28 protein-coding genes, 1 tRNA gene and 1 pseudogene are annotated in these 23,006 nt (G+C 67.2%); 13 read left to right on the top strand and 17 right to left on the bottom strand.

The annotated features are described in order from the left end of the window. Positions 1–261, bottom strand: a 261-nt coding sequence (locus tag BM085_RS39490; RefSeq protein WP_143121285.1) for a hypothetical protein, incomplete at its 3' end; no start/stop codon positions are given. A gap of 351 nt (positions 262–612) precedes the next feature. Here BM085_RS39490 and BM085_RS39495 point away from each other — a divergent pair. After that, the gene (locus BM085_RS39495) at positions 613–1,215 is read left to right on the top strand and encodes a site-specific integrase (RefSeq protein ID WP_093891884.1); all 603 of its coding nucleotides are present in this window, start codon (positions 613–615) and stop codon (positions 1,213–1,215) included. Positions 1,216–1,330: 115 nt separating this feature from the next. Here BM085_RS39495 and BM085_RS39500 read toward each other — a convergent pair. After that, positions 1,331–1,403, bottom strand: a tRNA-Arg gene (locus BM085_RS39500). A 746-nt stretch (positions 1,404–2,149) separates the two neighbouring features. Further along, complete coding sequence (locus BM085_RS39505; RefSeq protein WP_093891927.1) at positions 2,150–2,740, bottom strand: hypothetical protein; 591 nt, start codon at positions 2,738–2,740, stop codon at positions 2,150–2,152. A 143-nt stretch (positions 2,741–2,883) separates the two neighbouring features. On the opposite strand from BM085_RS39505, the gene BM085_RS39510 reads away from it, so the two are divergent. Continuing rightward, complete coding sequence (locus BM085_RS39510; protein ID WP_245789962.1) at positions 2,884–4,014, top strand: sensor histidine kinase; 1,131 nt, start codon at positions 2,884–2,886, stop codon at positions 4,012–4,014. Beyond that, positions 4,011–4,652, top strand: a complete 642-nt coding sequence (locus BM085_RS39515; protein WP_093891886.1) for a response regulator — start codon at positions 4,011–4,013, stop codon at positions 4,650–4,652. The genes BM085_RS39510 and BM085_RS39515 overlap by 4 nt, the downstream gene beginning before the upstream one ends. Here the strand turns inward: BM085_RS39515 and BM085_RS39520 are convergent. From BM085_RS39520 to BM085_RS39530, 3 genes are read right to left on the bottom strand one after another with little or no spacing between them, the layout of a single operon-like run. Continuing rightward, a complete protein-coding gene (locus BM085_RS39520) occupies positions 4,622–5,092 on the bottom strand; it encodes a MaoC family dehydratase (RefSeq protein WP_093891887.1) in 471 nt (156 codons plus the stop codon). The genes BM085_RS39515 and BM085_RS39520 overlap by 31 nt on opposite strands. Positions 5,093–5,102: 10 nt before the next feature. Next, positions 5,103–6,584 (bottom strand): hypothetical protein, encoded by a 1,482-nt coding sequence (locus tag BM085_RS45030; RefSeq protein WP_093891888.1) that lies wholly within the window; start codon positions 6,582–6,584, stop codon positions 5,103–5,105. Further along, positions 6,581–7,060: a SigE family RNA polymerase sigma factor gene (locus BM085_RS39530; protein WP_245789963.1), complete on the bottom strand. Its 480-nt coding sequence runs from the start codon at positions 7,058–7,060 to the stop codon at positions 6,581–6,583. Before BM085_RS39530 ends, BM085_RS45030 begins: the two co-directional genes overlap by 4 nt. A gap of 824 nt (positions 7,061–7,884) precedes the next feature. On the opposite strand from BM085_RS39530, the gene BM085_RS45570 reads away from it, so the two are divergent. Both BM085_RS45570 and BM085_RS39540 read left to right on the top strand, forming a co-directional pair. Next, positions 7,885–8,058 (top strand): hypothetical protein, encoded by a 174-nt coding sequence (locus BM085_RS45570; RefSeq protein WP_218158964.1) that lies wholly within the window; start codon positions 7,885–7,887, stop codon positions 8,056–8,058. Between the two features lie 337 nt (positions 8,059–8,395). Beyond that, on the top strand, positions 8,396–8,845 hold the full coding sequence (locus tag BM085_RS39540) for a hypothetical protein (protein WP_143121286.1): 450 nt from the start codon (positions 8,396–8,398) through the stop codon (positions 8,843–8,845). Positions 8,846–8,893: 48 nt separating this feature from the next. Here the strand turns inward: BM085_RS39540 and BM085_RS47275 are convergent. Next, positions 8,894–8,980: pseudogene (locus BM085_RS47275) on the bottom strand (VOC family protein); the annotation flags it as partial. 48 nt (positions 8,981–9,028) lie between these two features. Between BM085_RS47275 and BM085_RS39550 the strand changes: the two are divergent. Together BM085_RS39550 and BM085_RS39555 are read left to right on the top strand one after the other, a co-directional pair. Beyond that, complete coding sequence (locus BM085_RS39550) at positions 9,029–9,808, top strand: MerR family transcriptional regulator (RefSeq protein WP_245789964.1); 780 nt, start codon at positions 9,029–9,031, stop codon at positions 9,806–9,808. Further along, positions 9,805–10,317, top strand: coding sequence for a GyrI-like domain-containing protein (locus BM085_RS39555; protein ID WP_093891892.1), 513 nt, complete (start codon positions 9,805–9,807; stop codon positions 10,315–10,317). Before BM085_RS39550 ends, BM085_RS39555 begins: the two co-directional genes overlap by 4 nt. 214 nt (positions 10,318–10,531) lie before the next feature. Here the strand turns inward: BM085_RS39555 and BM085_RS39560 are convergent, their stop codons facing one another. The 4 genes from BM085_RS39560 to BM085_RS39575 all read right to left on the bottom strand — a co-directional run bounded on the left by BM085_RS39560 (position 10,532) and on the right by BM085_RS39575 (position 13,329). Beyond that, positions 10,532–10,777, bottom strand: a complete 246-nt coding sequence (locus BM085_RS39560; protein ID WP_093891893.1) for a hypothetical protein — start codon at positions 10,775–10,777, stop codon at positions 10,532–10,534. A 252-nt stretch (positions 10,778–11,029) separates the two neighbouring features. After that, the gene (locus BM085_RS39565; protein WP_093891929.1) at positions 11,030–11,542 is read right to left on the bottom strand and encodes a DinB family protein; all 513 of its coding nucleotides are present in this window, start codon (positions 11,540–11,542) and stop codon (positions 11,030–11,032) included. Positions 11,543–11,890: 348 nt separating this feature from the next. After that, entirely contained in the window at positions 11,891–12,436 is a 546-nt protein-coding gene (locus BM085_RS39570; RefSeq protein WP_093891894.1) for a dihydrofolate reductase family protein, read from the bottom strand. A gap of 275 nt (positions 12,437–12,711) precedes the next feature. Continuing rightward, positions 12,712–13,329, bottom strand: a complete 618-nt coding sequence (locus BM085_RS39575) for a helix-turn-helix domain-containing protein (RefSeq protein WP_218158965.1) — start codon at positions 13,327–13,329, stop codon at positions 12,712–12,714. A 352-nt stretch (positions 13,330–13,681) separates the two neighbouring features. Here BM085_RS39575 and BM085_RS39580 point away from each other — a divergent pair, with 352 nt between their 5' ends. From BM085_RS39580 to BM085_RS39590, 3 genes are all read left to right on the top strand, one after another. Then, positions 13,682–14,386 (top strand): class I SAM-dependent methyltransferase, encoded by a 705-nt coding sequence (locus tag BM085_RS39580; RefSeq protein WP_093891896.1) that lies wholly within the window; start codon positions 13,682–13,684, stop codon positions 14,384–14,386. Positions 14,387–14,487: 101 nt separating this feature from the next. Further along, a complete protein-coding gene (locus tag BM085_RS39585) occupies positions 14,488–14,940 on the top strand; it encodes a hypothetical protein (RefSeq protein ID WP_093891897.1) in 453 nt (150 codons plus the stop codon). Beyond that, positions 14,927–15,436: a DUF3995 domain-containing protein gene (locus tag BM085_RS39590; RefSeq protein WP_093891898.1), complete on the top strand. Its 510-nt coding sequence runs from the start codon at positions 14,927–14,929 to the stop codon at positions 15,434–15,436. The genes BM085_RS39585 and BM085_RS39590 overlap by 14 nt, the downstream gene beginning before the upstream one ends. On the opposite strand, the gene BM085_RS39595 is transcribed toward BM085_RS39590, so the two are convergent. Continuing rightward, positions 15,431–16,630, bottom strand: coding sequence for an MFS transporter (locus tag BM085_RS39595; protein WP_093891930.1), 1,200 nt, complete (start codon positions 16,628–16,630; stop codon positions 15,431–15,433). The genes BM085_RS39590 and BM085_RS39595 overlap by 6 nt on opposite strands. 91 nt (positions 16,631–16,721) lie before the next feature. On the opposite strand from BM085_RS39595, the gene BM085_RS39600 reads away from it, so the two are divergent. Next, positions 16,722–17,624, top strand: a complete 903-nt coding sequence (locus BM085_RS39600) for a LysR family transcriptional regulator (protein ID WP_177245503.1) — start codon at positions 16,722–16,724, stop codon at positions 17,622–17,624. A gap of 549 nt (positions 17,625–18,173) precedes the next feature. Here BM085_RS39600 and BM085_RS39605 read toward each other — a convergent pair. The 3 genes from BM085_RS39605 to BM085_RS39615 all read right to left on the bottom strand — a co-directional run bounded on the left by BM085_RS39605 (position 18,174) and on the right by BM085_RS39615 (position 19,811). Further along, on the bottom strand, positions 18,174–18,419 hold the full coding sequence (locus BM085_RS39605) for a hypothetical protein (RefSeq protein WP_093891900.1): 246 nt from the start codon (positions 18,417–18,419) through the stop codon (positions 18,174–18,176). 466 nt (positions 18,420–18,885) lie between these two features. Then, on the bottom strand, positions 18,886–19,245 hold the full coding sequence (locus BM085_RS39610) for a hypothetical protein (RefSeq protein WP_093891901.1): 360 nt from the start codon (positions 19,243–19,245) through the stop codon (positions 18,886–18,888). A gap of 347 nt (positions 19,246–19,592) precedes the next feature. Then, entirely contained in the window at positions 19,593–19,811 is a 219-nt protein-coding gene (locus BM085_RS39615; protein ID WP_093891902.1) for a hypothetical protein, read from the bottom strand. A gap of 346 nt (positions 19,812–20,157) precedes the next feature. On the opposite strand from BM085_RS39615, the gene cutA reads away from it, so the two are divergent. Next, the gene (gene cutA / locus BM085_RS39620; RefSeq protein ID WP_245789965.1) at positions 20,158–20,421 is read left to right on the top strand and encodes a divalent-cation tolerance protein CutA; all 264 of its coding nucleotides are present in this window, start codon (positions 20,158–20,160) and stop codon (positions 20,419–20,421) included. Here the strand turns inward: cutA and BM085_RS39625 are convergent. Then, positions 20,387–20,917, bottom strand: a complete 531-nt coding sequence (locus BM085_RS39625) for an NsdA family TPR-like regulatory protein (RefSeq protein ID WP_483883307.1) — start codon at positions 20,915–20,917, stop codon at positions 20,387–20,389. The genes cutA and BM085_RS39625 overlap by 35 nt on opposite strands. Positions 20,918–21,141: 224 nt before the next feature. Here BM085_RS39625 and BM085_RS39630 point away from each other — a divergent pair, with 224 nt between their 5' ends. Next, entirely contained in the window at positions 21,142–21,825 is a 684-nt protein-coding gene (locus BM085_RS39630; protein WP_218158966.1) for a hypothetical protein, read from the top strand. Between the two features lie 134 nt (positions 21,826–21,959). Here the strand turns inward: BM085_RS39630 and BM085_RS43940 are convergent, their stop codons facing one another. After that, positions 21,960–22,652 (bottom strand): DUF6461 domain-containing protein, encoded by a 693-nt coding sequence (locus tag BM085_RS43940; protein WP_143121288.1) that lies wholly within the window; start codon positions 22,650–22,652, stop codon positions 21,960–21,962. Positions 22,653–23,006 lie beyond the last annotated feature (354 nt).

A 23,006-nucleotide genomic window follows, 5' to 3' on the forward strand; every position in this document is an offset into this window, starting at 1 on the left:
GGCATCGGCAGAGCGGTTCTGGATGGCCGCCGTGATGTACCCAACTGGGCCGTTCTCCGATGACTCCGCGATGTAAGCCATGGCCCCTTCCCGCGCCAGGAACGCGGCAAAATGCGGCGCCAATTCGTCAGCGGCGTGGACCAGATGGAAGGTATCCGGTCTTGCATCGACATGGAGATCATGCACGAAGCGATTCAACTGCGCCAAGATCACGACGTCGTCAGAGGTAGCTCGCCGTATCTGAACCGAAGGTGTCGCCATGGGGGGAAATGATGTCCCATGATCGACCCCGAAGACCAAGGGTTTTCAGTCCCGGCCGAGACTCGTAGTCACTCATTTAGACACGCAGAGGCCTCCCGTGATCACACGGGGGGCCTTCTGAGCTGGAGCCGCCTTGGGGAATCGAACCCCAGACCCCTACATCACGAGTCAACGGCACATCCCAGGTCGGTGGTCTCGCGCCCTGGTCAGACGGTAGATACAGGTCGGTGGCGTGTGATCGCGTAAGGCGGTGTTGCTGTACGGGGCTGCTGTACAGCACTCCTCGCCGGGCTGTGGCACGGCCGCTCGATCACCGCTCGCTGTGACTAGCTCAAGACCTTCCTACAGATCATGTCCGCGCATCGGTTGTCCGCCTTCTTCCATGTGGCTGCCTACACGGGCGCCCGACGTGGGGAACTGCTCAACCTGCGCTGGTCCGACGTCGACCTCGACGGCAAGCAGATCACCATCACCGGCTCGGCCGCATTCATCGACGGCGAGCGTATCGAGGGGACCACCAAGAGCGGCCGGAAGCGCATCGTCAGCCTTGATGACGGGACGGTCAGGGTCCTGAAGGCGCAGCGGAGCAAGCAGGCCGCCGACAAGCTGGTAGCCGGGCAGGAGTGGCGCGGAACCGATGACCACGTGTTCACGACCGGCTGGGGTGAGCCGATTCATCCCGACACGGTCAGCTCGCTCACCGCCACCATGATCCGCCGCTACAACGACCTGGTGAAGGGACCGACGCCCAAGAAGCCGCTCCCGCACGCCCGGCTTCACGACCTGCGGCACATCCACGCCACGACGCTGCTCCTGGCCGGCGTCCCCGTCCACGTCGTCGCCGCCCGGCTCGGCCACGCCGCCCCGTCCATCACCCTCCGTGTCTACGCCCACGTGATCAGGGCAGCGGAAGCCTCCGCGGCCGATGTCTTCGCCAACGCCATTGGCGAGTAGTGGGAGCCAACCGGGAGCCCCTGTTAGCAAGGGTGTTAGCAAGAACCCCGAACGATTAAGAAAAGAAGAAGGCCCCTGAGCGGATAATCCCTGCTCAGGGGCCTTCTTGCTGCTGTGCGGCCGGAGGTACTCGAAACCCCAACCTTCTGATCCGTAGTCAGATGCTCTATCCATTGAGCTACGGCCGCTCGCTGCGTAAGTAATCATAGCGGGTCTTGAGCCATGCCTCGAACCACTTAACGGACGCGTCTCTGACGGGCTCGTTGGTCCCCGCGTTCTCCGGCGTGGGCGAGCGAGTGTCTCCTGCTCACGGGATCGAGGGATCGGGGTGATCATGTAGGTGGGGCGGGGGCGGCTTGGAGGATCGAGGGAAGCATTCCCGGGAAGCGGGTCTCTGTCTCGGCCTGGCGGAGGTCGGGGCGGCGAAAGCCGCCTTCCGGGGGACGCGGAGGGATCGGCCTCGCGGAGGATCTTCACATGGGAGCTCACCGGTCACGCCGCGGACGAGACCCGGACCGCGGATCGCGGACGGGTCGGCGCGTTCGGCTCGAACGGGTCTGCGCTCTGGAGGTTCGTGCCGACCGAGCGTGCCCGTTCGCAGGGCGGGACATGGCTGGGGTCGCTCCATATGGAACGGGAGGGACCAAGGCTCTCCGCATACCGCACAGGTGATCCGCGCATACTGCACGGGCCTTCTGCATACCGCACAGGTGATCTGCGCACACTGCACGGGCCTTCTGCATACCGTACGGGTGATCCGCGCATACCGCGCAGGTCCTCTGCATACCGTACGTGTCCTCTACATACCGCCCGAGCAGGTTATGCAGGGGGTCTCCCTCTCCCCGGACTACACGATCTCCCCGGGCTACACGATTCAGTCCCTGGACTACACGATCAAGGCGGACCTCAAGCGCGTGGGGTGCCGGGGAGGAGGTCATGCGCTGGAGTCGCTGGTGACCTTCTCACCACCGTCCCGATCGCCGGGAACCTCCTTCGGGGACTTCTTCGGGAACAGGGTGTAGCTCACCGGCCAGAGCACCGCGATCAGCGGGATCTTGAGCAGGCTGCCCATGAAGGCGGTCAGAGCGGCCGTCCGCGAGGGGTCGTCGACGATGCGGATCAGACCGGACAGCAGGACGCAGGTGATGCCGTACGCGATGACGATGCGGAGCCATATGCCCCATTCGTAGCGGGCTCTGGCCATGCCGCCGGCCGGGGGTTTCCACGGTGCTGGGCCTCCGGCGAAGCGGTGGGCGAACGTGGCGTCGGCCCACTTGACGGTCCGGTGGCCGAAGACGATCGAGTAGCCGAGGTAGGCGGCGGCCAGGCCGTGGTGCCAGGCCGCCTCCGCCCCGCCGCGCATGTCGATGACGGCGGCGGTGAGCAGGACCACGTCGAGCAGCGGCACCGAGACCAGCAGGACCGTGCTGAGCCGCCGCATGCCCCAGAGGTAGCGCGAGGCGAGCCCCAGTCCGAGGAGGACCCAGAATCCAATCTCGCAACCGATGATAATCGCCAGAATCATGGTCCCAGGATCGCCGGTCACCCCGCGGCCGGGCATCGTCGAGGGTGATGAACCGGCCTACATCCTTGTGTGTACGAGGTGTGTACGGCGGCCCGTTCCCCAGCCGGATCAATCGCCCTGCCAGGGATGATGGGATGGAGGGCATGAGACGGGACGACGCGCTGTGGGCCGTGGCGTGCTTCGCCGGCGGCCTCGTCCTGCTGGCCGCCGGCGCCTATCTGCACCGGGCGACGCCCGCCTACCTGCTCGCCGTACCGCTGCTGGTCAGCTGCCTGGGCGTCGCGGTACGGCGGAGCTCGCCGATGGCCGCTCTCTGGCTGGGCCTCGTCGCCATCGTCGCGGACGGCTTCCTGGGTCCGTCCATGGGCACGATCCTGGTCTTCACCGACAACATCTACGCGGCCGTCCGGTACGGCCCGGCCAGGCTGGGCAAGTGGATGCTCGGCATCACCTCGGTCTTCGCCATCGTCGGCGGGACGGCCGCCGGGTTCGTCTTCCGGGATCTGAGCCTCCTCGCCGTGGCCGTCGTCCAGCTCGGCCTGATCGGGATCACCCCGGTCTTCACTGGAATGATCATGAAACAGCTCCACGACCGGGCCGAGTCCGAGCGGTCCAGGGCCGAGCAGGTCGCGCGGCTGGCGGAGCTGGACCGGCGGGCGGCGGTGGAATCCGAGCGGGCCAGGATGGCCAGGGAACTGCACGACATGATCGCCAACCACTTCAGTGCGATCGCCATCCAGTCCACGGCCGTGCTCTCCCGTAAGGACCTGCCCGCCGAGGCCGTACGGAACGTCCTGGAGTCCATCCGGGAGAACAGCGTCCAGGGCATGGCCGAGATGCGCACCATGATCGGGCTGCTCCGGCAGGACGGCGAGGAGGCCGAGGCCACCCGGCGGCGGGTGGCCGATGCGGAGGATCTGGCGGACCGGGCGCGGGAGGCGGGGCTGGAGGTGCGGTTCCGCGTGGACGGCGACGCCCGGGATCTGCCCGCCTCGGTGGACCTCGCCGGATACCGGATCGTCCAGGAGTCGCTGACCAACGCGCTCAAGCACGGCGGAAAGATCGCCGACCTCGCGATCGGTTACCGGCCCGGCCTGCTCACGCTGACCGTGGACAACCCGGTCAACGGCGTCGGGCGGGCACTTCCCGGCGCGGGCGCGGGACTCGTCGGCATGCGGGAACGGGCCGCCCTCGTCGGCGGCGTCATCGAGGCCGGACCACACAACGACGGCTGGCGTGTCCGCGCCGAGCTGCCCACCGGGGAGATCTCATGACCATCCGAGTCCTCGTCGCCGACGATCACGCGGCGGTCCGCGCCGGGATCGCCCTCATCCTCGAAGGTCAGGAGGACATCGAGGTCGTCGGCCAGGCCTCGGACGGGGAGCAGGCCGTCGCCATGGCCCTCGGACTACGGCCCGACGTGGTGCTGATGGACATCCGGATGCCGAAGCTGGACGGGATCTCCGCGACGCGCGAGCTGAGCGGGATCGCCGACGTCCTGATCCTGACCACGTTCGACATCGACGAATACATCTTCGGGGCGCTGCGGGCGGGGGCCGCCGGGTTCCTGCTCAAGAACACCGACGCCGACGCGCTGGTGGACGCCGTGCGGGTGGTGGCCCGGGGGGATGGGCTCATCTCACCGTCGGTCACCCGGCGACTGATCTCGGCCTTCGGCACGGCCGTCCCGGAGCGCAGGCCGCAGGAGGTGGGCGGCCTGACTCCGCGCGAGCGGGAGGTGCTGGCCTGCATCGGGCGGGGCATGTCGAACGCGGAGATCTCCGTCGAGCTGGACATGGCGGAGGCGACCACGAAGACCCATGTCAGCAGGTTGCTGAACAAGCTGGGTCTCCGCAGCCGCGTCCAGGCGGCGATCCTGGCTCAGGAGCTCTCGTCGGGGACCGGGACGTAGAGGGAGAGGGTCTCCGCGATGCAGGCCGGCCTCTTCTGTCCTTCGACCTCGATGGTCAGGCGCATGTTCGACAGGTAGCCCGAGGGGGTTCCCTTGACGTCGACGAGCTCCGCGCCCGCCCGGATCAGCGCGCCGACCGGGACCGGCGCGGGGAAACGGACCTTGTTGAGCCCGTAGTTGATCCCCATGGCCAGGCCGTCCACCCGGACCAGCTCCGTCATGAACGACGGCAGCAGCGACAGGCTCAGGTAGCCGTGGGCGATGGTCCCCCCGAACGGGCCTTCCTTCGCCTTCTCGACGTCCACGTGGATCCACTGGTGGTCGTCGGTCGCGTCGGCGAACAGATTGACCCGTTCCTGGGTGATCCGGCGCCATTCGGTGTAGCCGAGATGCTCGCCGACGGCCGCCTTGAGCTCCCTGACATCGTTGAAGATCCTCATACCTGAAACTTTATTCCGTCGAGGGGACGGCGAGAAGGTTCACCACCGTCAGCTCCTTGCCGCCGCCTTCCATCGTCGTCGTGCACGAGGTGCCCTTCCCCGTGGGGGCGGGCTCTCCCGGCGGGCGGGGGATGGAAGTGGCGTCGACCTTCCTGCACTCCTCCACCTGCCGCTGTCCCTCGTCCCAGTAGAGGACCGACGTGGGCGAGGAGGAGGTGCCGGTTCCGTAGCTCCCTCCACCGGACGGGTCCCGCCTGCCGATTCCGGCCGTGGTCCCGGTGACCGGGTCGTACACCGCGATCAGAGGCGCCTGCCCGTCCTCGATCTCCTCGCCCCGCGCGTCCCGGCCCACGACCCCGGAGACATGGAAGAGTCCGAACCCGCGGGCGAGGGAACGCTCCCCACCCCAGAGGCTCAGGTCCGGCGGGCTCTTGCGGTCCGAACCGTCCACCCGCTGCACCACGCTTGCGTCGTTCTCCTGGTCCTTCTCCTTCCCGAAGCACCAGACCGGGCCGCAGCGGAGTCCCTGGACACCGGCCGGGACGTTCACCTCGGCCGCCTGCCCCGTCTCCAGGTTGACCACCTTGGTCTGGTTCTTCTGCTCATCCTCCCCCTCTCCCCCCTTGGCGACGTCGACCGCCCACGGCCAGGACATCAGGTGGAGGCCGTCCGTCCCGGCGATCTTCTCCGGGGACCCGCCGGCCAGGGGCATGCGGTAGATCCCCCCGCCGGCCGCCGACCAGACGACGGAGTCCGCGGTGACGCCGATCCGCTCCACCTCGGAGAGGTCTCCGGTGACCTGCCCGACCTGCTTCGCCGTGCCGCCGGCCCGGGGCACCACCCAGAAGTCGGCCCATTTGTCGGAGTTGTTGGGAGTCTCACCCCACCACGCGATGTACTCCGATCCCGCCTCGACGTCCTGCACGTAATAGCCCTTGCCTCCCTCGGGGGCAGGCATGTCGGCGAGCACGGTGCTCGTGCCGGCCGCCGTGTCGTAGACCTCCAGCCGGCCGGCTTTCTCGAAGGAGGACTCGGCGACCAGCAGCAGCTCGGTGGCGCTCAACCCGGTCACCGGCCGGTATCTCCAGCCGTCCGCGGCCTTCACCGGGATCTTGGTCACCGCCGCGGGCCATACCTCGGCCGCGGGCCGTATCGCGACCCTGCGAGGCTCCGCGGCGTCGGTCGGCCCGGCGGAAGCCGTGGCGGTGGCCGTGGCCGTGGCCGTGGCCGTGGCCGTGGCCGTGGCCGTGGCCGCCGAGAGGGTCTGTCCTTCTCCGCCCCCGCTGGAGAAGAATCCCCTGGCCACCGCCGTACCGCCGCCGATCACCGCGATCACCCCGGCGACCGCGAGCGCGGACTGCACCCGCCTGCGCGTGCGCCGCCCGCGCCGCCGGTTAACCGCCGCGAGCAGGTCGCCCACCGGTGGAGGCGCGGCGTCGGCCGCCCCGGTCAGCGTGCGGGCCAGCTCCGCCTCGCTCCTGTCGTACGTCATCCCACTCGCCCCGTTTCGAGATCGGTAACCCGGATTCTGAGCTTGTCCAGCGCACGGGCCGCCTGGCTGCGCACCGTGCCCCGCGATACGCCGAGAAGCTCGGCGATCTCCTGGTCCGACAGGTCCTCGTAGTAGCGCAGGACCAGCACGGCCCGCTGTTTGGGCGGCAGGCCCTCCAGCTCCTTCCACAGGCCGACGTCGCCGTCGAGGCGATCGTCGGTGTAGGTCACCTCGGGGACCGTCGCGACCAGCCGTTCTCTGCGTAATCGCCGCCAGCGACTGACGTGCAGGCGGGCCATGGTCGTGCGGACGTATCCCTCTGGATCATCTTTTTTCCGGATCCTGGACCATGCGTCCCCAAGGCGCATCAGCGCCTCCTGCGTCAGGTCGGCCGCGTCCTCGGCGTTACCGGCGAGGACATAGCCGTACCGGTACAGCGCGTCCCCCCGTGCGGCGACGAAATCTGTGAACTCCACACCCCAAGGACGCGGGGGACCCCCGTTCTGTTGCATCCCTCTCTTCGCAATCTTGGCCATGCGCCCTCATCGCAAATTAATTCCGTCTAATTCGAGGATTCGGACCGAAGTCATAATCCGGCCCGAAACGCGGGCCATCGGAAGCGGCAGATGAGAACACTTTCCCCTCGCCGCGACACCCATTTAACCTCCGTTAACCGAATCGACGTGCCGGCACGCCTACCGATGGGTATCTCCGGGCTGTCACCACCATGGTGATTTCATATGAGTCCGATTCACCGGAACCATCGACGATACGGAACGAAATGACTTCTAACGGCACCAGGAGTGCCCTGTACCTGCGGCCCGGCAGGCGGGTTCAGGCGTGGATCGTCACGACGACGGTAATCAGTGCGTTTCTGGCCGGATCCCTCCAGGCACCGGCCGGAGCCGCCGCGGAGAAGTCGGCAACCGGCTCCCCTTACTCGATCTCCAATAATAATGGGACGATGCTGATCGGCCATTTCAGCGGTCCTTCCGGAAATTCGACGTTCCTCACACCGGGGGGCTGCAAAAACGCATACGGCAAGCAGTCCAAATGTCTGCGGGGCCCACAGGGACCACAGGGCATCCAGGGGGCCCGGGGACCCCAGGGACCTCCAGGACTGCCGGGTCCGCAGGGTCCGCGGGGGCCGCAGGGCTCCAGTGCGAGCCTCGCCACGACGTTCCAGGGCAGCCTCACGTTCATCGGAGCCGCCAGGAGCAACGGGGCGACGCTGATCCGGGACCCGCGCACGGCGCCCCGGTGGGTCGACATCTCATCTCTGGCGAACTATCCGGGCGGCGTGGTCGCCGTCTCCCTGGCGAGTATGGGCAACGACATCCATGTCACGGTGCGGAGCGCGATCGGCGAGATCGCTCACACACGGTGCGCCGTTCAGCCCACTCCCGGCACACCCGGCAACCCCGCGTGGCCGGGGAACTGCACCGCCTTCGTCAACCTGACCCCACCGAACTGAGCACCGCCGGGACCTGACGTGACGGCAGCGGGCCGGCCACCGCCGGATACGCCCCGGTGAGACGGGGCCAAGCCGGAGACCGAGACCGAGACCGAGACAGGGACGGAGACAGGGGCGGAGACCGAGACGGCGCAGTCGAGCTCGGCGGGGGCGACGTGGGCGAGGATCTCGTCCACGAGCCCGTTATGGGATGACGTCCGTACGGACACCCTGCCGACCTTCCGGCGGCGGCTGACGCCGGGATCCGGCCGGTGAGATCGCCCGCCGCTCATCCCGGAGCCGAAGTACTCCCGCCGGAGGCTTCTCCTGGCAGGGCGGCCGCTTTCATAATGGCTGGATGTCCAAGGTGCCCAGGTTGTTCTGGCTGGTGCTGGCCGCGATGACGATGGCGATGGCGGTCAAGGCTCTCAAGTGGTTCTTCGGCGCGGGCTATGACGTGCGTGAACCGCTTGACTGGGTGTTCGTTGCGACCGCCGCCCTTGCCGTGGCTCTGGCCCTGGGGGTCGGTGTGCGGGGTCTGGTCAGGGCGGGTAGGCGCCAGTACTACCCGCCCTTGCCGGGAGAGGCCCCCGACGGGCCACGGCGGCGCACGATCACCTCCTCGGCGATCATGCTCCTGATCCCCGTGATCGGGATTTCATCGATCATGACGACTCTCGCGGCAACAGATGGGAGTGACCCCTACAGAGCCGGACCGCTCGACTGGAGTGTCATCGTCATCGTGATTCTCTCCATCGTGGCGATGCTCGGATTGGGCATGTGGATCTTGACCAAGTTGAGCAAGTAGGACGCGGCCACGGGGCAGGGTTTCGGAGGGGGCGGGCCCCCGAGATCACTCGAGGTCTCCCGGTCCGTCCTCCGGATGCAGGGGACTGCCGGTCACCCCGCTCCAGAACCGGGCCAGCTCATAGGCATCCGGCAGACCTCGGGATTGGACTCTCCCCGCGGGGCAGGCCCCATGCTGAAGGGCATGGACGGAGATCTGCTGCCGATCGGGCAGTTCGCCAGGCTCGGCCGCCTCAGCGTCAAACAGCTACGCCGTTACGACGAGCTGGGGCTGCTGGTACCCGCCTACGTGGACGAGCAGACCGGCTACCGCTACTACCGGCCGGCGCAGGCGCGCGAGGCCCTGTCGATCGGGTTGCTCCGCTCTCTGGACGTGCCGCTCGCGGTCATCGGTCACGTCCTGTCGGGTGCCACGGGCGTCCTTGCGGGGGTGCGCGACGACCTGGAGGCGGAACTGGCCAGACGGCGTCGCACCATCAGGGCACTGGAACGGGTGATGGCCGAGGGGCTCCCGTCGGCACAGATCCGTCTCGTCACCGAACCGGCGCGCAGAGTCGCGATCGTCAGGGAGAGCGCGGCGGGGCCGCGGGATATCGGCCGCGCCACGTCCGCGGCCGTCGCCCGGTTGACGTCCAGCGCGTCCGGTCTCCTCCCCGTGCAGCTGATCGGGCTGTTCCCGATCGATATGGGCGAGCCGGTTCCGATCGGCGTCGCCCTGGTCACCGGCGAGCCGGTGTCCGGGGCCGAGCTGGAGATACTGCCAGGCGGTGTCTTCGCCTGCGCCACCCACATCGGCCCCTACGACCAGATCTCGCTCACCACCCACGCCCTGCTGAGCTGGTGCGCGGAGCACGGCCATCCCGCACACGGTCCGATCCGCGAGGTGTACGTGTCGGATCCCGCCAGCACGGCACCCGAGCAGCTCGTCACCCACCTGATGATTCCCCTGGAGGAGCAGTCATGACGCCACGACTTTCCGACCACGGCCCTGTCACCTGCCTGAACGTCACCGGGTGCGGTGAGCCCGGCGGCGCCGAACACGTCTCGGCGATCCAGGCCCTCCATGCGGTCGCCGCCGCGATGAACGTCCAGGTGGGTCCGTTGGAGGGCCGCTGGTGGGTGGAGGATGAGCAGCCGTGGACAGAGGTGCCGCGCGACCGGTGGCGCTGGCATCTGCTGCTGTCACTGCCCGGCGCGCCGGAGCCGGGAGCGGCCGACACCGCCAGGGAGACGGCGCGCGCCTCCGGTGCGGCGGTCGACCGGGTACAGGTGGTCACCTTCACCGAGGGACAGTGCGTGGAACTGCTGCACGAAGGCCCCTACAGCGAGGAGCACGCGTCGCTGAAGGTGATGGACGATTTCATGGCCGCCCGCGGCCTTGTCCACAATGGTCTGCATCACGAGGTGTACCTGTCGGACTTTGACCACCCAGCCCCGCGCACCCTTCTCAGGCAACCCGTAGCGCCTGCCTGAGGTACCGGCCGGCGGCGCATCCGCGGGAGCGGGCCGTACCCGGCCCTCCGCGTCAGCAGCTCGGGGCGCCATCGCCCAGGACAGTCCCACCGGGGCCGGCACCCGCCGGCGTTCCTTCTGGAACGGACGGGTGCGGCGATGAACTGCGACCCCCTGCAGGGCCTTCGCTCTGCCTTCCGTCGCAGCGTCCTACCGGAACCCATGTGTACGGACGTCACCCAGCCGACTGACGGTGTCTTTCCCTGACCTTCCGTATCACCCGCACAACGAAGACCGCGAGTGCCGACAGGACCAGCAGGAAGAGCAAGCCGATGATGCGTGGGGTGGGGTGGCCGCCCAGCGTGCCTACCAGTCCTGGCAGGTCGAACAGTGCGGAGACTCCGAAGATCACACCGAATCCGATCAGCCCTATGACTATCGTGAAGGCGGACTGTGTAGCTGTTTCCCGCAGGCGGCCCATCCGGCACCTTCCGTCGTTTCACCCGATTCTGTCGGGTAAAAGGCAAGGGTGCATGACAGTCGGCAAGCAGGTTCGTGGCCGGAACCGGCAGGGAGGAGCGCCTGCTGCGGGTGAGCAGGCCTTCTTGGCCCCTCGAAACCATGGGTCATGAGGTAGCGCCAATTCGCATCTGATGCGATACGCGGTGGTTCCGAAATGCGGCAGAAACGGGCCATACCCCGCAGGAATGCGTCTGCGACAGGTGACCGACAGTCAGTAGTAGCCCTTTTCGCCGTCGAGCAGCTCCCGGATGGCATCCACGTGACCGGCGTGCCGGGCGGTCTCCTCGACCATGTGGATCACCATCCACCGCAGGGTCGCGGCAGCGGAACGGAAGTCCGGGTGCCGGCCCACGTCATCCAGCGAATGGGCCGCGATGATCTCGTTCGACACCGCACATTGCCGGTCGTAGTCCTCAAGGAGCTGGGCGAGCGGGATGCCTTCGACCATCATGTCGGCATCCTCCTGCTCGCCCTCGAATTGGGGCCCCTCGGCCGGCCGCCCCAGGAAGAGGACCTCGAACCAGCAATGCTCGGTCCAACGCAGATGGGAGACGACACCCGCCATCGTCATAAGGGGTGAGGCCGGAAGAACGGATCGATGGGCGTCCGCGTCGGACAACCCTTCGCATTTCCAGTGAATGATCGCGCGCTGCATGTCGAGCCAGCCGACGAGCTGGGTCCGCTCGTCGGCTACGAAGGGAGGGCGATCACGGGGAGGGGTCATGAGCACCGACGTTACTTCAGCCGAGGTGACATCACACGGCATTTTCGGCCGGGGTGGGCCGACCCCCACGAGTTCGAGCAGCCGACTCGGAGTGTGGCCCGTCTCCCCTGTTCCGGCCGCCCCCGTCCACCCCTGTTCCGGCCGCCCTCGTCCACGCGAGCAGGATTCTCCGACGGAGCAGCGGGAAGCCGGCTCGGCCGTACGTCTGACGTTTGCCGAGCCTGACTTCGGTGTCGGTGCCTTCCGTACACGCCCCGGGGCGTGCCGTCGTGATCGCCATCGTGCGCCCCCCCGGGGCGTGCCGCCGTGGTTACGGGCTGAACCATGGCGGCGTCCCACGGGCATCGGTCAGCCGGCGTCCGGAACGTAGGTCAGGTTGAGCACGCCGGTCTGGAATGTTTCGGACTTGACCAGCTTCAACGGGTGGGTCGGGGTGTCCTCGAACAGCCGCCGGCCGTGCCCGACGGCGATCGGGTGGACGAGCAGGTTCAACTCGTCCAGGAGCCCGTTGGCGAGAAGCCACCGCACGGTCGTCGCGGAGCCGGACATCTGGATGTCGCCGTCGGTCTGCTCCTTGATCTCGCGCAGTCTGGCCGCGACGTCACCGGAGACAACGGTGGTGTTGTTCCAGTCCGCCTTCTCCAGGGTGTTCGACACGACGTACTTCTGGGCATTGTTGATGAACTTGGCGAAGTCCTCGTCCATGTCCGCCGTCGGCCAGTACGCCGACCACTCGTCGTACAGCTTGCGGCCCATCAGGAACGCCGCCGCGTTCTGCACGCCCGCCTCGACTGCGGCGCCCATCTCGTCGTTGAAGTACGGGAAATGCCACTGGTCCGGCGACTCGGTCACGCCGTCCAGCGAGATGAAGAAGTTGGAGACGATCTTAGCCATTGCTCTGCTCCTTTATCGTTGAGGTTACGAGGAGTGGCCCACGATCACGGCCCGGGTCGACCGGTTTCCTCACGACGACCTCCTCGGTCAGTATCGGCAGCGGAGGAGGAGCGCGCCGGTCGGCGTGCTCCGCACGGCATCCGACTCCAGCGCTCCGGCCGGCGCCCGCCGTACGTACGACGGCCACGTGGCACCGTGTCCTGGGTGCCGATGCCGGCCGCGAGATCCTCCGCCATGACGATGGCTGCGACTGGAGGCTAGATGGGAACAAGTGTTCAGGTCTTGTACAGAAGCGACAGCGGCTCCAGCGGATCCCGATCCCTCAACTGCGTGGCGGTCCGCCCGATATAACGGGTCAGCGACCGCGCCAGGTGCGGTTGGTCGAAGTATCCGAGCCGGTGGATCACGTCGTGGGCCGGCACGTCCTCCAGGATCAGGGCCGCCGCCTGCCTGGCACGATCGATCTGCCGGACGGCGCCGCGAGTAAGTCCGGTTGCCGCCACGAAGCGCCGCTGGATGGTGCGTTCGGACACGTCCGGCGACGCGCCACCGAGCACCGCGGCGACGATCGGGTCGCACTCCAGAACCCCCTCGCGCACCATCCGCCGTACGAACACCTCGGCATTGTCGTAACCGGGAAGGCGCCAGGCGGAACCCTTCAGCCAGAACGACCTGCGCGTCGTATCGGGGATCTCCGCGGAACCGTCGACGAGCCGGCCGATCGGAAGATGGGGCATCGAAGTGCCGAGTGCGAAGCTGATCCCGAAGAACGTGGCGTCTTCGGGAACGGGGGCCGGACTCGCCCGTGACCCCGGCCCTTGAACAGCGGCGTTGACCTGCCCCCGGTGCTCCCAGAAGACCAGATCCCAATGTGCTGTCGCAATCGACGTCATCCGGTCGACGTCATGACTGCTGCTCCGCCACACCCGCTCGATGTACGGCGAATCGGACGGTCGGCTTTCGACCTCCAAACCCATCCGAGTCATTCCCCCTCGCCCCATCGGCGCTGTTGGCGGCACTGAGCAGGAAGTGTGGCACGAGACCCGGTAAAACGTCGTGTCATTACCAGGACCTACGGATTGAAGATCCGGTTCGCGTTGTTCCAGAGCGTTCAGTGCGGATCAGAGGGAGTGCGCGGTCCTTCCGGCACCCCTGGGAACGCTCCTGCACGGCAACTCCGATCCCCCTGCCGGTTGACGGAGACGTCCCGGAGGCGGTTGCTGTGCCTGGGGTAGCGTGCCCGCCATGACCGACTTCATCTCTATCCCCTTCTACGACCTGTTCCACGAAAACGGGCACATACCGGGGGTCCGGGAGAAGCTTCCCCCGCTTCTGGCAGGGGTACGGCGGAGCATCCTGGAGATCGGTGCGGGAAGCGGCCTGATCACCACGTCGCTGGCCGACTGGACACCGGCCGAGATCTTCGCGCTGGAGCCCTCGCCCGGTATGCGCGGGATGTTGCTGTCCCGGCTGTGCACACGCCCGGAGCTGCTGCGGCGCGTGACCGTGCTTCCCTGTGACGCGCTGAACGTCGATCTGGATGAGCCGGTTGAAGCCATGGTGATGATCAATGTGATGTACGCCCTGGAGCCGGACTACCGCAAGCGGCTCTGGCCGGTGCTGGCGGCCCAGCTGGAACCTGGCGGCCTGCTGGTCTTCACCTGGCGCGACGGCGGCCCCCCGGCGCCGCATCATCTCCAGGAGCTGGAGTCGCGGCAGGTGGGCCGCCATATCTACACGACCCTGTTGGAGGTCCTCGAGTCGAGCGAGGAGGCGGCCAAGGTCCGCTACCTCTATCGGATCACCGAGGACGACAAGGTGATCAGCGAGGAGGAGATCGCCGGCACCGCCTACCGTCCCGTGTGGAAGACGATCGAAGGAGAACTGGTCGGGGCGGGTTTCGTCCAGGTCGACGCGCCTGACGGGTTCCTCGCCTGGCGGCTCGCCTGAGGTCAGGCGCAAGGGGAGCCGCTGCTGCTCCCTCCTGCGGGGGAGGCGCCTCCCCCGCTGTCGGGAGTGATGCCCGGCGTGCGGCCTCTACGGTCGCAGTCATGGTTGATTCTGATCGTCAACGCCGCTGGCCGGCGTACGCGGTGGCGGTGCTGTTCCTCGGTTACGCCGCCGGGAAGGCCGCCTTCGCCGTGCAGGCCCGGCTCGGGTTCCCGGGCGGCCCGCCCGTGACGGCCGCCGAGGCCGGAAGCTACTTCATGGACGCGGCCACCGCACAGTGGCTCGCGACCGCGTCCGGCGTGTTGGGGGCGTGCGTCGTCATCGCCACGGTCACGGCGCTGGGGCGCAGAGTGCCAAGACCGTTGATGCTGCTGGTACTGGCCGGGATGCTGCTGGCCGTCGGCGGCGGCGCGGGGATCATGATCGTGGACGGGTTCGTCGGTATCGGCGTGGGCTGGCAGTGGTACCACGGAGTCCTCGGGATCCTCGTGATCGGACTGTTCCTGGAGATGATCCGGTCCTACGCGGCGGCGACGCGACGTGTCGCGGGCTGATCGGGCGCGGGTGGGCGCGTACGGCGCGGCGGCGTGCGCCGCGGCCTATGGATCGATGAAGCTCGCCCAGGCGCTGGGGGCCAACGCGCTGGCCGACAAGGACCCGCTCCCTCCGGAGCTGCGCGAACTGCTGCTCGCACGTGATCCCTTGTTCGTGGCGAGCCACTGGTTGCTGGCCGGCGCCGCGGTGGTCGGTGTCATCGTCGCGCTGGCCACCGTACGGCCCTGGGGGGCGGCCGTCCCACGCCGGCTGCTGCTCACGATCGCCTGGACGCTGGGGGTCTTCATGATCGCCCGATCGATCGGGATGGTGGGGTTCGGCTTCGTCGGCGACGCGCTGCTGCTGTCCGGAGTCCGCCCGCCACCGGCCGAGCACGCCGCGCTGGCCCGCGACCTGGCGCGCTGGGATCTGCTGCTGTGGTCGCCGTTCTTCCTGCTCTGGGGTGCGTGCTGGACGATGGCGGGATGGCGGCTGGGCAGGCGCGCTCCTTCATGAACCGGTTGTCCTGCTCCTGCCCGAGACGCCGGCGACGATCGCGCTGACCACGGCGAGCGCCGCTCCCACCCACATCACCGCGGAGATCGACACTCCGTCCACGACCCGGCCGCCGGCGAACGAGCCGAGCGCGATGGAGACGTTGAAGGCGCCGACGTAGAGCGCCGTGCCCATCTCACCGCCGCCCGACCTCATGATCCAGAGCTGCAGGGTCACCCCCACGCCGCCGTAGCCCAGGCCCCACACCACGAGCATGATCAGGGGCAGGTCGATCAGGGGCAGCGCCGCCGTGGCGAGTGCCATGAGCACGGCCAGCGTGACCAGGACCGGCTTGGGGTTCTTGGCCGCCCATGCGCCTGCCACGAAGTTGCCGGCCACGCCCGCGGCGCCGTACAGGAGGAGGGCGGTGCCGACGAGGGCGGGACCGGCGTGGGAGACCTGCTCCAGGAACGGCCGGACGTAGGTGTAGGCCGCGAAGTGGCCGGACACGATCAGGACGGTCAGGACGAGGACGACCTTGAGCGGGCCGGAGAGCCACGTGAGCGCCCCCTGTGACGCGCGGGCCGGGGCCTCGTGGGGCAACGGATCGGACGCGCGGGCCCGGGATTCGCCGGGTAGCGGCGGCAGGGTGGTGGCCAGCAGCGCGAGCAGGACCAGGGCCAGCACCCCCATGGCGATGAACGCGGTCCGCCACCCCGCGAACGACGAGATGAACGTCGCTGCGGGCACCCCCAGTACCGACGCCACCGACACCCCGGCCAAGATGATCGACGTGGCCCGCCCGACGGACCCTTCGGGCACGAGCCGCGGGCCGAGGCCGGCCGCGAAGGCCCAGAATCCGCCGATGCTCACCCCGGTCAGCACCCGGGCGGCCAGCATGACGGGGTAGTTCGGTGCGAACGCGCCCGCCAGGTTGGCCACCGCCAGCAGCGCCATCAGCCCCAGCAGCATGACGCGCCGGTCGAGCCGTCGGGTGGTGATCGCCAGCACGGGCGCGGAGACGGCGGCGACCAGTCCGGGCGCCGACATCATCAGGCCGGCCGCCCCTTCGGAGACCCCGAGGGTGGCGGCGATCGAGGTCAGCAGGCCAACGGGCAGCATCTCGCTGGTCACGATGGTGAAGGTGCCCATCGCGACCGAGGACACGGCGAGCCAGCGCGCTCGGGTGGCGGCGGAAACATCGGTCATGGTCATGCCAGCCAGCTTTCTGCCGGCCACCAGCGGGAACAATGGCGAAGATCGAAGGCTTGGTTTAGGTGGACTAAGCAATCAGATGGAGGCGGAGATGGAGTTCAGGGAGCTGGAGTGCTTCATCGTGCTCACCGAGGAGCTGCACTTCGCGCGTACGGCCGAACGCCTCTACCTGTCACCTGGCCGGGTGAGTCAGCTCATGCGCTCACTGGAGACCAGGGTCGGCGGCCGGCTCTTCCACCGGACCAGCAGGCGCGTGCGCCTCACGCCCCTGGGCGAACGTTTCCTGGCCGACCTGCGCCCCTCCTACGACGGCCTCGCGAACGCGGTCAGCCGGGCCAAGGCGGCCGCCCGCGAGGTGACAGGCGTGATCAGGATCGGCTTCCTGTCCACGCCCACGGACGTCGTCACCGGCAGCGTGCGCGCCTTCGAGCACCGGTACCCGGGGTGCGAGGCGGAGCTGGTGGAGATCCCGCTCTCCGACCCCTTCGGCAAGTTGCGGGCCGGGCAGGTGGACATCGCGTTCACGCTGCTCCCGGTGGACGAGCCCGATCTGGTGACGGGTGAAGGGCTGAACCGGGTCTCGTACCAGCTCGGCCTCTCCTCGCGCCACCCGCTGGCCACCCGTGCGAGCATCGGCGCGGAGGAGCTGGCCGGCGTGCCCCTGATCGGCCTGGACGGCCCGGCTCCGCGCACGTGGCGCGAGCGGGTGGCACCGTCCGCAACCCCTTCCGGCCGTCCTATTCCCCTGGCCGCTACGGTGACCACCAGCCAGGAGGGCATGACCCAGGTGGCGCTCAACCGGGGCGGCATGTTGTTCTGCACCCCCACGGCGGCTCACCACGGACGCCCGGACGTCAGCTTCGTCCCCGTCACGGGGTTGCCTCCCTCGATCCTCGGCCTGGCTTGGGTGAAGGCGGCGGAGACGGCGACGATCCGGGCGTTCAACGAGACGGCCGTCGGGCACGCGCTCGGGGTGGCGGCCCTGGTGGCGTAAGACATGCGCGGGGTAGCGGCCCTGGTGGCTAAGACATGACGGGCGACAAAATCCCAGAAACCGCTGTGGACGTTATCGCCGAGGGCGTTGACCCGCGTGACTACGGCTCGGCCCGCTGAGGCGGGGCCTCCCACAAGGCGGCCATGAAGGCTGCTGAGCAGTTCCGACTCGGCGAGTCTTCCGTGCGGAGACCCGTCGGCGGTGTTCCCGGCGTGAGCGAAGAGTCCGCGCGTGCTACCGGGGCGACGGGTGACAACCGCAACCCCGGCGGTGTTCAGGCAGCAGAAAGGCCCTCTCCCAGAACCTTTGGAGAGGGCCTCTGACCTGCGGAGGTTCGGGGATTTGAACCTCGGATGGGCTGCAGTCCCAAACCGCATCAGCAGCTCGGTGCGCCATCGTTCAGGACAGTCCCACCTGGACCAACGTCCGTCGGCGGTCCTCCTTGAGCGGCCTGGTACGGCGGTGAACTACAACCCACACTGCAACCCCGTACAGGGTCTTCACCCTGCCTTCGGTCGCTGCGTCCTCCGGCACTCGCATGTGCGGATGTCACTCAGCCGGCTGGCGTTGCCTTTTCCCGATCTTCCGCACCAACCACACGACGAAGGCCACGAGTCCCAGTAGGGTCAGCAGGAAGAGCAGGCCGATGAACGGTGGTAGGGAGTGGCCGCCCAACACGTCCACCAGCCATGGCAGGTCGAACAGCGCGGATATTCCGAAGATCACACCGAATCCGACCAACCCTAAGACCATCGTGAAGGCGAACTCTTTAGCTGCTTCCCGCAGGCGGCCCATCCGGCACCTTTCGTCGTTTGACCCGATTCTGTCTGGTAACCCGCAGGGGCGCATGGCAGCCGGTAAACAGGTTCGTGGTCGGAACCGAACGGGAGTAGCGACCCACAGGGTCAGCAGGGCACCGGTGACCGGCGAACCGCTGAAGTACAGCACGTGCTGTGTGACGGCTCGAACTCCTGACATCCTGCCTGCGAATCGGCCCGAGCTCGGGCTGTGCGGGGTGCGAGCTGGGCGGAGGACTCCCCGCGAGTGACCGTGACTGACCGCAGTTGACCGCCCTTAATGGCCCGCTAATGGCCCGGCGGTCACCTTGGCCCTACGTGGGTGACCGCTTCTTTATCAGGACCATCCCGGCCATGATCGGCAGCTCACAACCCGGTCTTGAGCAGTGCTGGACGGGTGTGGATGTGAGCCGTCGTGTGCCTCTGTTGCAGCATTCGTTGCAGCACGCGTCCGCCGAGAACCCTCACTGCCCGAAGGAGAACCGGAGCTGGGCATTGATCAGGAAGTTGAGCCGGTGACGCAGACGATCGATCACAGCCTGTTCCGGAGCTTCCGCAGGTGTCAGTAGCGTCCAGCGCAGTGAGCACCCGCCGTCCTCGGTCGGCCGGATGTCGAACCGGATCTCGTCATCGGGCCTTTCCGGCCACAACGACGACCAGACCACGAGTTCCGGCTCCACCGCCCGGAGAATGCGCGGCTCGACTTCATCGGAGTGCAGGTCCAGCCACTGCCGTCCGCCAGGTCGCCGAGGGCCGGCCAAACTCTCCCACACGGTGTGAGGCAGCGGCGGCTGCGTACGCGCTCGCGAACTCAACTCGATCATTTCCGTAGTTTAGAAGGAGCCGGTCGGATCGGTCGTCATGCGGTCGCTGTTCACCAGTTGCGGATCAAAAGATCGACCTTGCGCCGTTCCAAGCCGTTCAATGCAGGTCAGCGACCATACCCGATCCTTCCTGAACGACCTTGAACCCCCTTGTATTGCAACGGGAAATGCAACGGAGAGGATCCCGTTACCCGGCGGACTGGGGCTGAGGCACGAAGTCCCAGACCTTCGATCGCCCCCGCCCTTGAGTGGAGATCAGCCACAGTCAGGCGATTGTCAGCCATGCATGGTGGCGGTGATGTTGCCCTGGTGTGCCGGAGCGACGGCAGGTGCAGCGATCAAGATCTCTACTTCAGCCACTCGAGCACGAAGCCTTGCCCTGCACGGTTATTCCTGGGCTGAGGCCTTCGCCTGAGCTTGAAAAACCGGCGGTACAGGGCGAAAAGAATGAGGATAAGTGCGGCGGTAATGCCAACGCTGAAGACAATCAGGCTAACGCCCATGAGCAGGCTAGCTATGGCCTCGTAGGAAAGACCGAAGAGGATGACTAACTCGTCGGAGGACATAGCGGCTCCTCATCACATAAGAGGGAAGTCGAAGGTACAGCACCATGGCGGAAGCCGCCTGATCGTATGCGGCCGCGTGGCCCACGTGCGGCGGATCGAATGGATACGGTGTGCAGGTGGTGCGGTGGGCGGCCCGTGGTCCCGCCGCCAACCGAGACCGGCGCCCACGCCGCATGTTCGGGCGGCGTTCGGGTGGCGGGCCGTGCGGCGGCGCGCCGCGCCGCCGTGCTTGATACCTATGAGAACGATTCGGCAGTGTGGCGGGATGCTCCAGAACGCTTCGGATTGCCTTGAGGTCCATGTCACTGTCGGCAGCCGCGAGGAGGCGAATCGAATCTGTTCGGCAGTGGTCGAGCAACGGCTGGCCGCTGACTGCCAGATCATCGCCCCGATCGAGTCCACCTACTGGTGGGCGGGAGAGATCCAGCGCTCCGAGGAGTGGCTGTTGCTGATGAAGACCACCGTTGAGCGGTTCGATGAGCTCGCTCGGCGGGTGCGGGAGCTGCACTCCTATGAGGTGCCGCAGATCGTCGCGGTCGCGTTGGCGGCCGGCACCGCTGACTACCTGGAGTGGATCAAGCGGGAGACGACCCCAGGCTCCGGCGCGTAGAGGTGATGTCGCCGAGGAGTTCCCGAGCGGCCTGGTCCTGTTGGATGACGAGAGCCTTCTCCAGCGCCGTGAGGTCCTGGAGTCCCCAGGTCGATCCGCTGCGCTGGGCGGTATCGAGTGCGCGGTGGGCGTAGGCGACTCCTTCGGCAACGTCGCCGATCCGGAGCTGGGCCTGGGCGATGTCGGCGTGGATGACGGCCACCTTCTTGTGGTCGGCGTCCTGGGCGACGGCCGACAGCACGGCCTGTCCGGCCTCGATCACCTGGCGCTCGTCACCGAGTCGTACGTAGGTGGACAGTTGAAAGGCGGCCATGCGGCCGGGGTCAAGGAAACGGGTCCAGGCGCGTTCGCGGTGCGGGCGGGCTCGACCGTATGCATCTTCGGCCTGCTGCAACAGGTCGACGGCGCGGCGGTCGCCGAGTGCGGCCAACTCTTCGGCTTCCCGGCTGAGCAGCCATGCCCGGGTGGCGTCGTCGCCCTGGGCACGACCGTTCAGGACGGTCCCACCTGGAACGCGCTGATACGGCGGGGAACTGCAACCCGAGCGAGCTCGTGAACCTAGGTGCGCGAGTGCCTCTCCAGCCGAATCGTTCTGTCACCGGGCTAACAGCTCCTACCGGAATGACTTTCGCTGTGCCCCTGCCCGTCTCGACGCCGGAGAACTTTTCAGCAGGGTCACGCATCTAACAGCTCATGATCGAAATGACGGGCAAGAGAGCGATGATATCGATCATCGCAACGGCGGTCATGGTGGCCTCGGCGGTCGGCGCGGCCAGTACGGCCCAGGCGGAGACCGTCAAGATCCCCAAAGGGTTTCTGCTGACCGAGGCCGAGGCGACCAAGCCCCTCACCGAGGATCAGGCGGCCGATGAGTGGTGGACGGTCAGCGACAAGCTGACCAAGCCGTTTGGGCTCAACCCCTGCCGCTCCAAGGAGAAGCCCCGCGATGGCCGCATCGCGATGCGGACCATCACCGAGGGGACCAGCGCCCCCTCGTACGCCACCGAGCAGCTCGTGCTGTATCCCAGCGCGAAGAACGCCGGGGCCGCGTTCCGCAAGCTCCGCGCCGACGTGAAAAAATGCGCCAAGGCCAAGGCTCCGCAGCCGGCGACCGTGGCCGGGAGCTTTCACCGCTACACCGGCAAGAAGGTGAACATCGCAGACGAGGCCCTGCTGGTCAAGGGGAGCTCCTACGAAAGAGGCACGGAGGAGCCCCTCAAGGGCGAGCTGTACATCTCCAGCGGAGAGCGGTACGTCGTCGTCCGCCGCGGGAGCGCCTTGGTCCTCTACACCGCCGACTCCTACTGGGCCGGCGAGGACACGACCAAGATACTCACCAACAGGGCGAAGAAGATGGCCAAGAAGGTCTGCGACCTTCCCGGTGTGTGTACTCAGCGAGGATGATTGCCGGCTCTCGGCCGATGTCCGGCAACGCTCGTGGTGGGCATCGCCGGACATCGAGTCCCTCCGCTCCCATGGAAAGAGATCCTCATAGACAGTGCGGCAGGCATTCTGTTAGGCGCTCTAGGACACCAATGTCAAGCCAGCTCTGGAAATGCGCCTTCAGGGCTTTCGTAGTAGCGGGCGATGGAGGCTCGGTGAGGTAAGGCGCCGGGCTGGAGGTGACGCGGTTCCAGCCGGACGCCGGTACGTCGTTCAGCGAGCGCCAAAGCGCCCTCGATGTAGGGCGGGAAGACCTCAGGGTCCGGGTCGAAATCCCAGATCATCCCCAGTTCTTCGAGGTCCTGTTTCAGTCGTTCAGGGTCGGTGCTGTCGCTCCAGTGGGCGAACATCGGGACCAGGCGCGCGACGATGTGGCCGTCTACGGCATGGATGAAGTGGGAGTGGTGGTTAACATTGCGCTCAACGCTGGCGATCGACGTACCTTGCGAGAGGGCATGCACCACGTCGCGCAAGATCCCGGCACGGCCGCACTCCACCATGATCGATCCACCGGGAGCGCGGCCGACTTCGATGGTGGCGAAACCTTCCTGTTCGGGATCCTCGGTGAGTCCCAGCCGGCGTAGCACCTCTTCAGGCGCGAGGTCGGCTATGAAGGTGAAACAGAACGCTGCCGGCGCCCATCCAGACTGGCTCCACCATGCGTAAACGTCCGTAGTCGCTCTGTGGTCACCAACGATGATCGGCCTCTCGGAGAGATGGCTCATTCCATCTGTTACCGGATCGACAGGAACTCGGTGACTACAGCTTTCTTCCGTCTCGTCGTACAAGGCCAGGTGCGTGGGACATGGCCACATACGACAGGTGGGACACGTCTTTACGTCATCGAATGTGCAGTCATCGCAGCCGCGGGGATATCGCCTGTGCGTGGCATGGCGAGAGCAAAGGCGCCACTGGGCGATGACGCCCAACTGGTGAAGGGCATCGACCCGAGCGACCGCCTGCACGGCCTTCTCTGAGAATTCTGGCACAGGAACCTTTCGATAGTTCCGACGAGGCGTAAGACGAGCCCTTCCGATTATCCAGGGCCACGAATGTCTACGTCATCGGCCATGACGGTGGCCAGGCCATATGTGAGAACCGCGCATGCTTCAACTCACTTACGAATTCGTGCGACTCGGCCT

It is taken from the genome of Streptosporangium canum (assembly GCF_900113865.1).
Taxonomy (GTDB): domain Bacteria; phylum Actinomycetota; class Actinomycetes; order Streptosporangiales; family Streptosporangiaceae; genus Streptosporangium; species Streptosporangium canum.

Excerpts from the sequence above, each read along its gene's own strand:
- BM085_RS39495 (WP_093891884.1), top strand. The coding sequence starts at position 613 with ATGTCCGCGCATCGGTTGTCCGCCTTCTTCCATGTGGCTGCCTACACG.
- BM085_RS39505 (WP_093891927.1), bottom strand. The coding sequence starts at position 2,740 with ATGATTCTGGCGATTATCATCGGTTGCGAGATTGGATTCTGGGTCCTC.
- BM085_RS39510 (WP_245789962.1), top strand. The coding sequence starts at position 2,884 with ATGAGACGGGACGACGCGCTGTGGGCCGTGGCGTGCTTCGCCGGCGGC.
- BM085_RS39515 (WP_093891886.1), top strand. The coding sequence starts at position 4,011 with ATGACCATCCGAGTCCTCGTCGCCGACGATCACGCGGCGGTCCGCGCC.
- BM085_RS39520 (WP_093891887.1), bottom strand. The coding sequence starts at position 5,092 with ATGAGGATCTTCAACGATGTCAGGGAGCTCAAGGCGGCCGTCGGCGAG.
- BM085_RS45030 (WP_093891888.1), bottom strand. The coding sequence starts at position 6,584 with ATGACGTACGACAGGAGCGAGGCGGAGCTGGCCCGCACGCTGACCGGG.
- BM085_RS39540 (WP_143121286.1), top strand. The coding sequence starts at position 8,396 with ATGTCCAAGGTGCCCAGGTTGTTCTGGCTGGTGCTGGCCGCGATGACG.
- BM085_RS39550 (WP_245789964.1), top strand. The coding sequence starts at position 9,029 with ATGGACGGAGATCTGCTGCCGATCGGGCAGTTCGCCAGGCTCGGCCGC.
- BM085_RS39555 (WP_093891892.1), top strand. The coding sequence starts at position 9,805 with ATGACGCCACGACTTTCCGACCACGGCCCTGTCACCTGCCTGAACGTC.
- BM085_RS39560 (WP_093891893.1), bottom strand. The coding sequence starts at position 10,777 with ATGGGCCGCCTGCGGGAAACAGCTACACAGTCCGCCTTCACGATAGTC.
- BM085_RS39565 (WP_093891929.1), bottom strand. The coding sequence starts at position 11,542 with ATGACCCCTCCCCGTGATCGCCCTCCCTTCGTAGCCGACGAGCGGACC.
- BM085_RS39570 (WP_093891894.1), bottom strand. The coding sequence starts at position 12,436 with ATGGCTAAGATCGTCTCCAACTTCTTCATCTCGCTGGACGGCGTGACC.
- BM085_RS39575 (WP_218158965.1), bottom strand. The coding sequence starts at position 13,329 with ATGACGTCGATTGCGACAGCACATTGGGATCTGGTCTTCTGGGAGCAC.
- BM085_RS39580 (WP_093891896.1), top strand. The coding sequence starts at position 13,682 with ATGACCGACTTCATCTCTATCCCCTTCTACGACCTGTTCCACGAAAAC.
- BM085_RS39585 (WP_093891897.1), top strand. The coding sequence starts at position 14,488 with ATGGTTGATTCTGATCGTCAACGCCGCTGGCCGGCGTACGCGGTGGCG.
- BM085_RS39595 (WP_093891930.1), bottom strand. The coding sequence starts at position 16,630 with ATGACCATGACCGATGTTTCCGCCGCCACCCGAGCGCGCTGGCTCGCC.
- BM085_RS39600 (WP_177245503.1), top strand. The coding sequence starts at position 16,722 with ATGGAGTTCAGGGAGCTGGAGTGCTTCATCGTGCTCACCGAGGAGCTG.
- BM085_RS39605 (WP_093891900.1), bottom strand. The coding sequence starts at position 18,419 with ATGGGCCGCCTGCGGGAAGCAGCTAAAGAGTTCGCCTTCACGATGGTC.
- BM085_RS39610 (WP_093891901.1), bottom strand. The coding sequence starts at position 19,245 with ATGATCGAGTTGAGTTCGCGAGCGCGTACGCAGCCGCCGCTGCCTCAC.
- BM085_RS39615 (WP_093891902.1), bottom strand. The coding sequence starts at position 19,811 with ATGTCCTCCGACGAGTTAGTCATCCTCTTCGGTCTTTCCTACGAGGCC.
- BM085_RS39630 (WP_218158966.1), top strand. The coding sequence starts at position 21,142 with ATGATATCGATCATCGCAACGGCGGTCATGGTGGCCTCGGCGGTCGGC.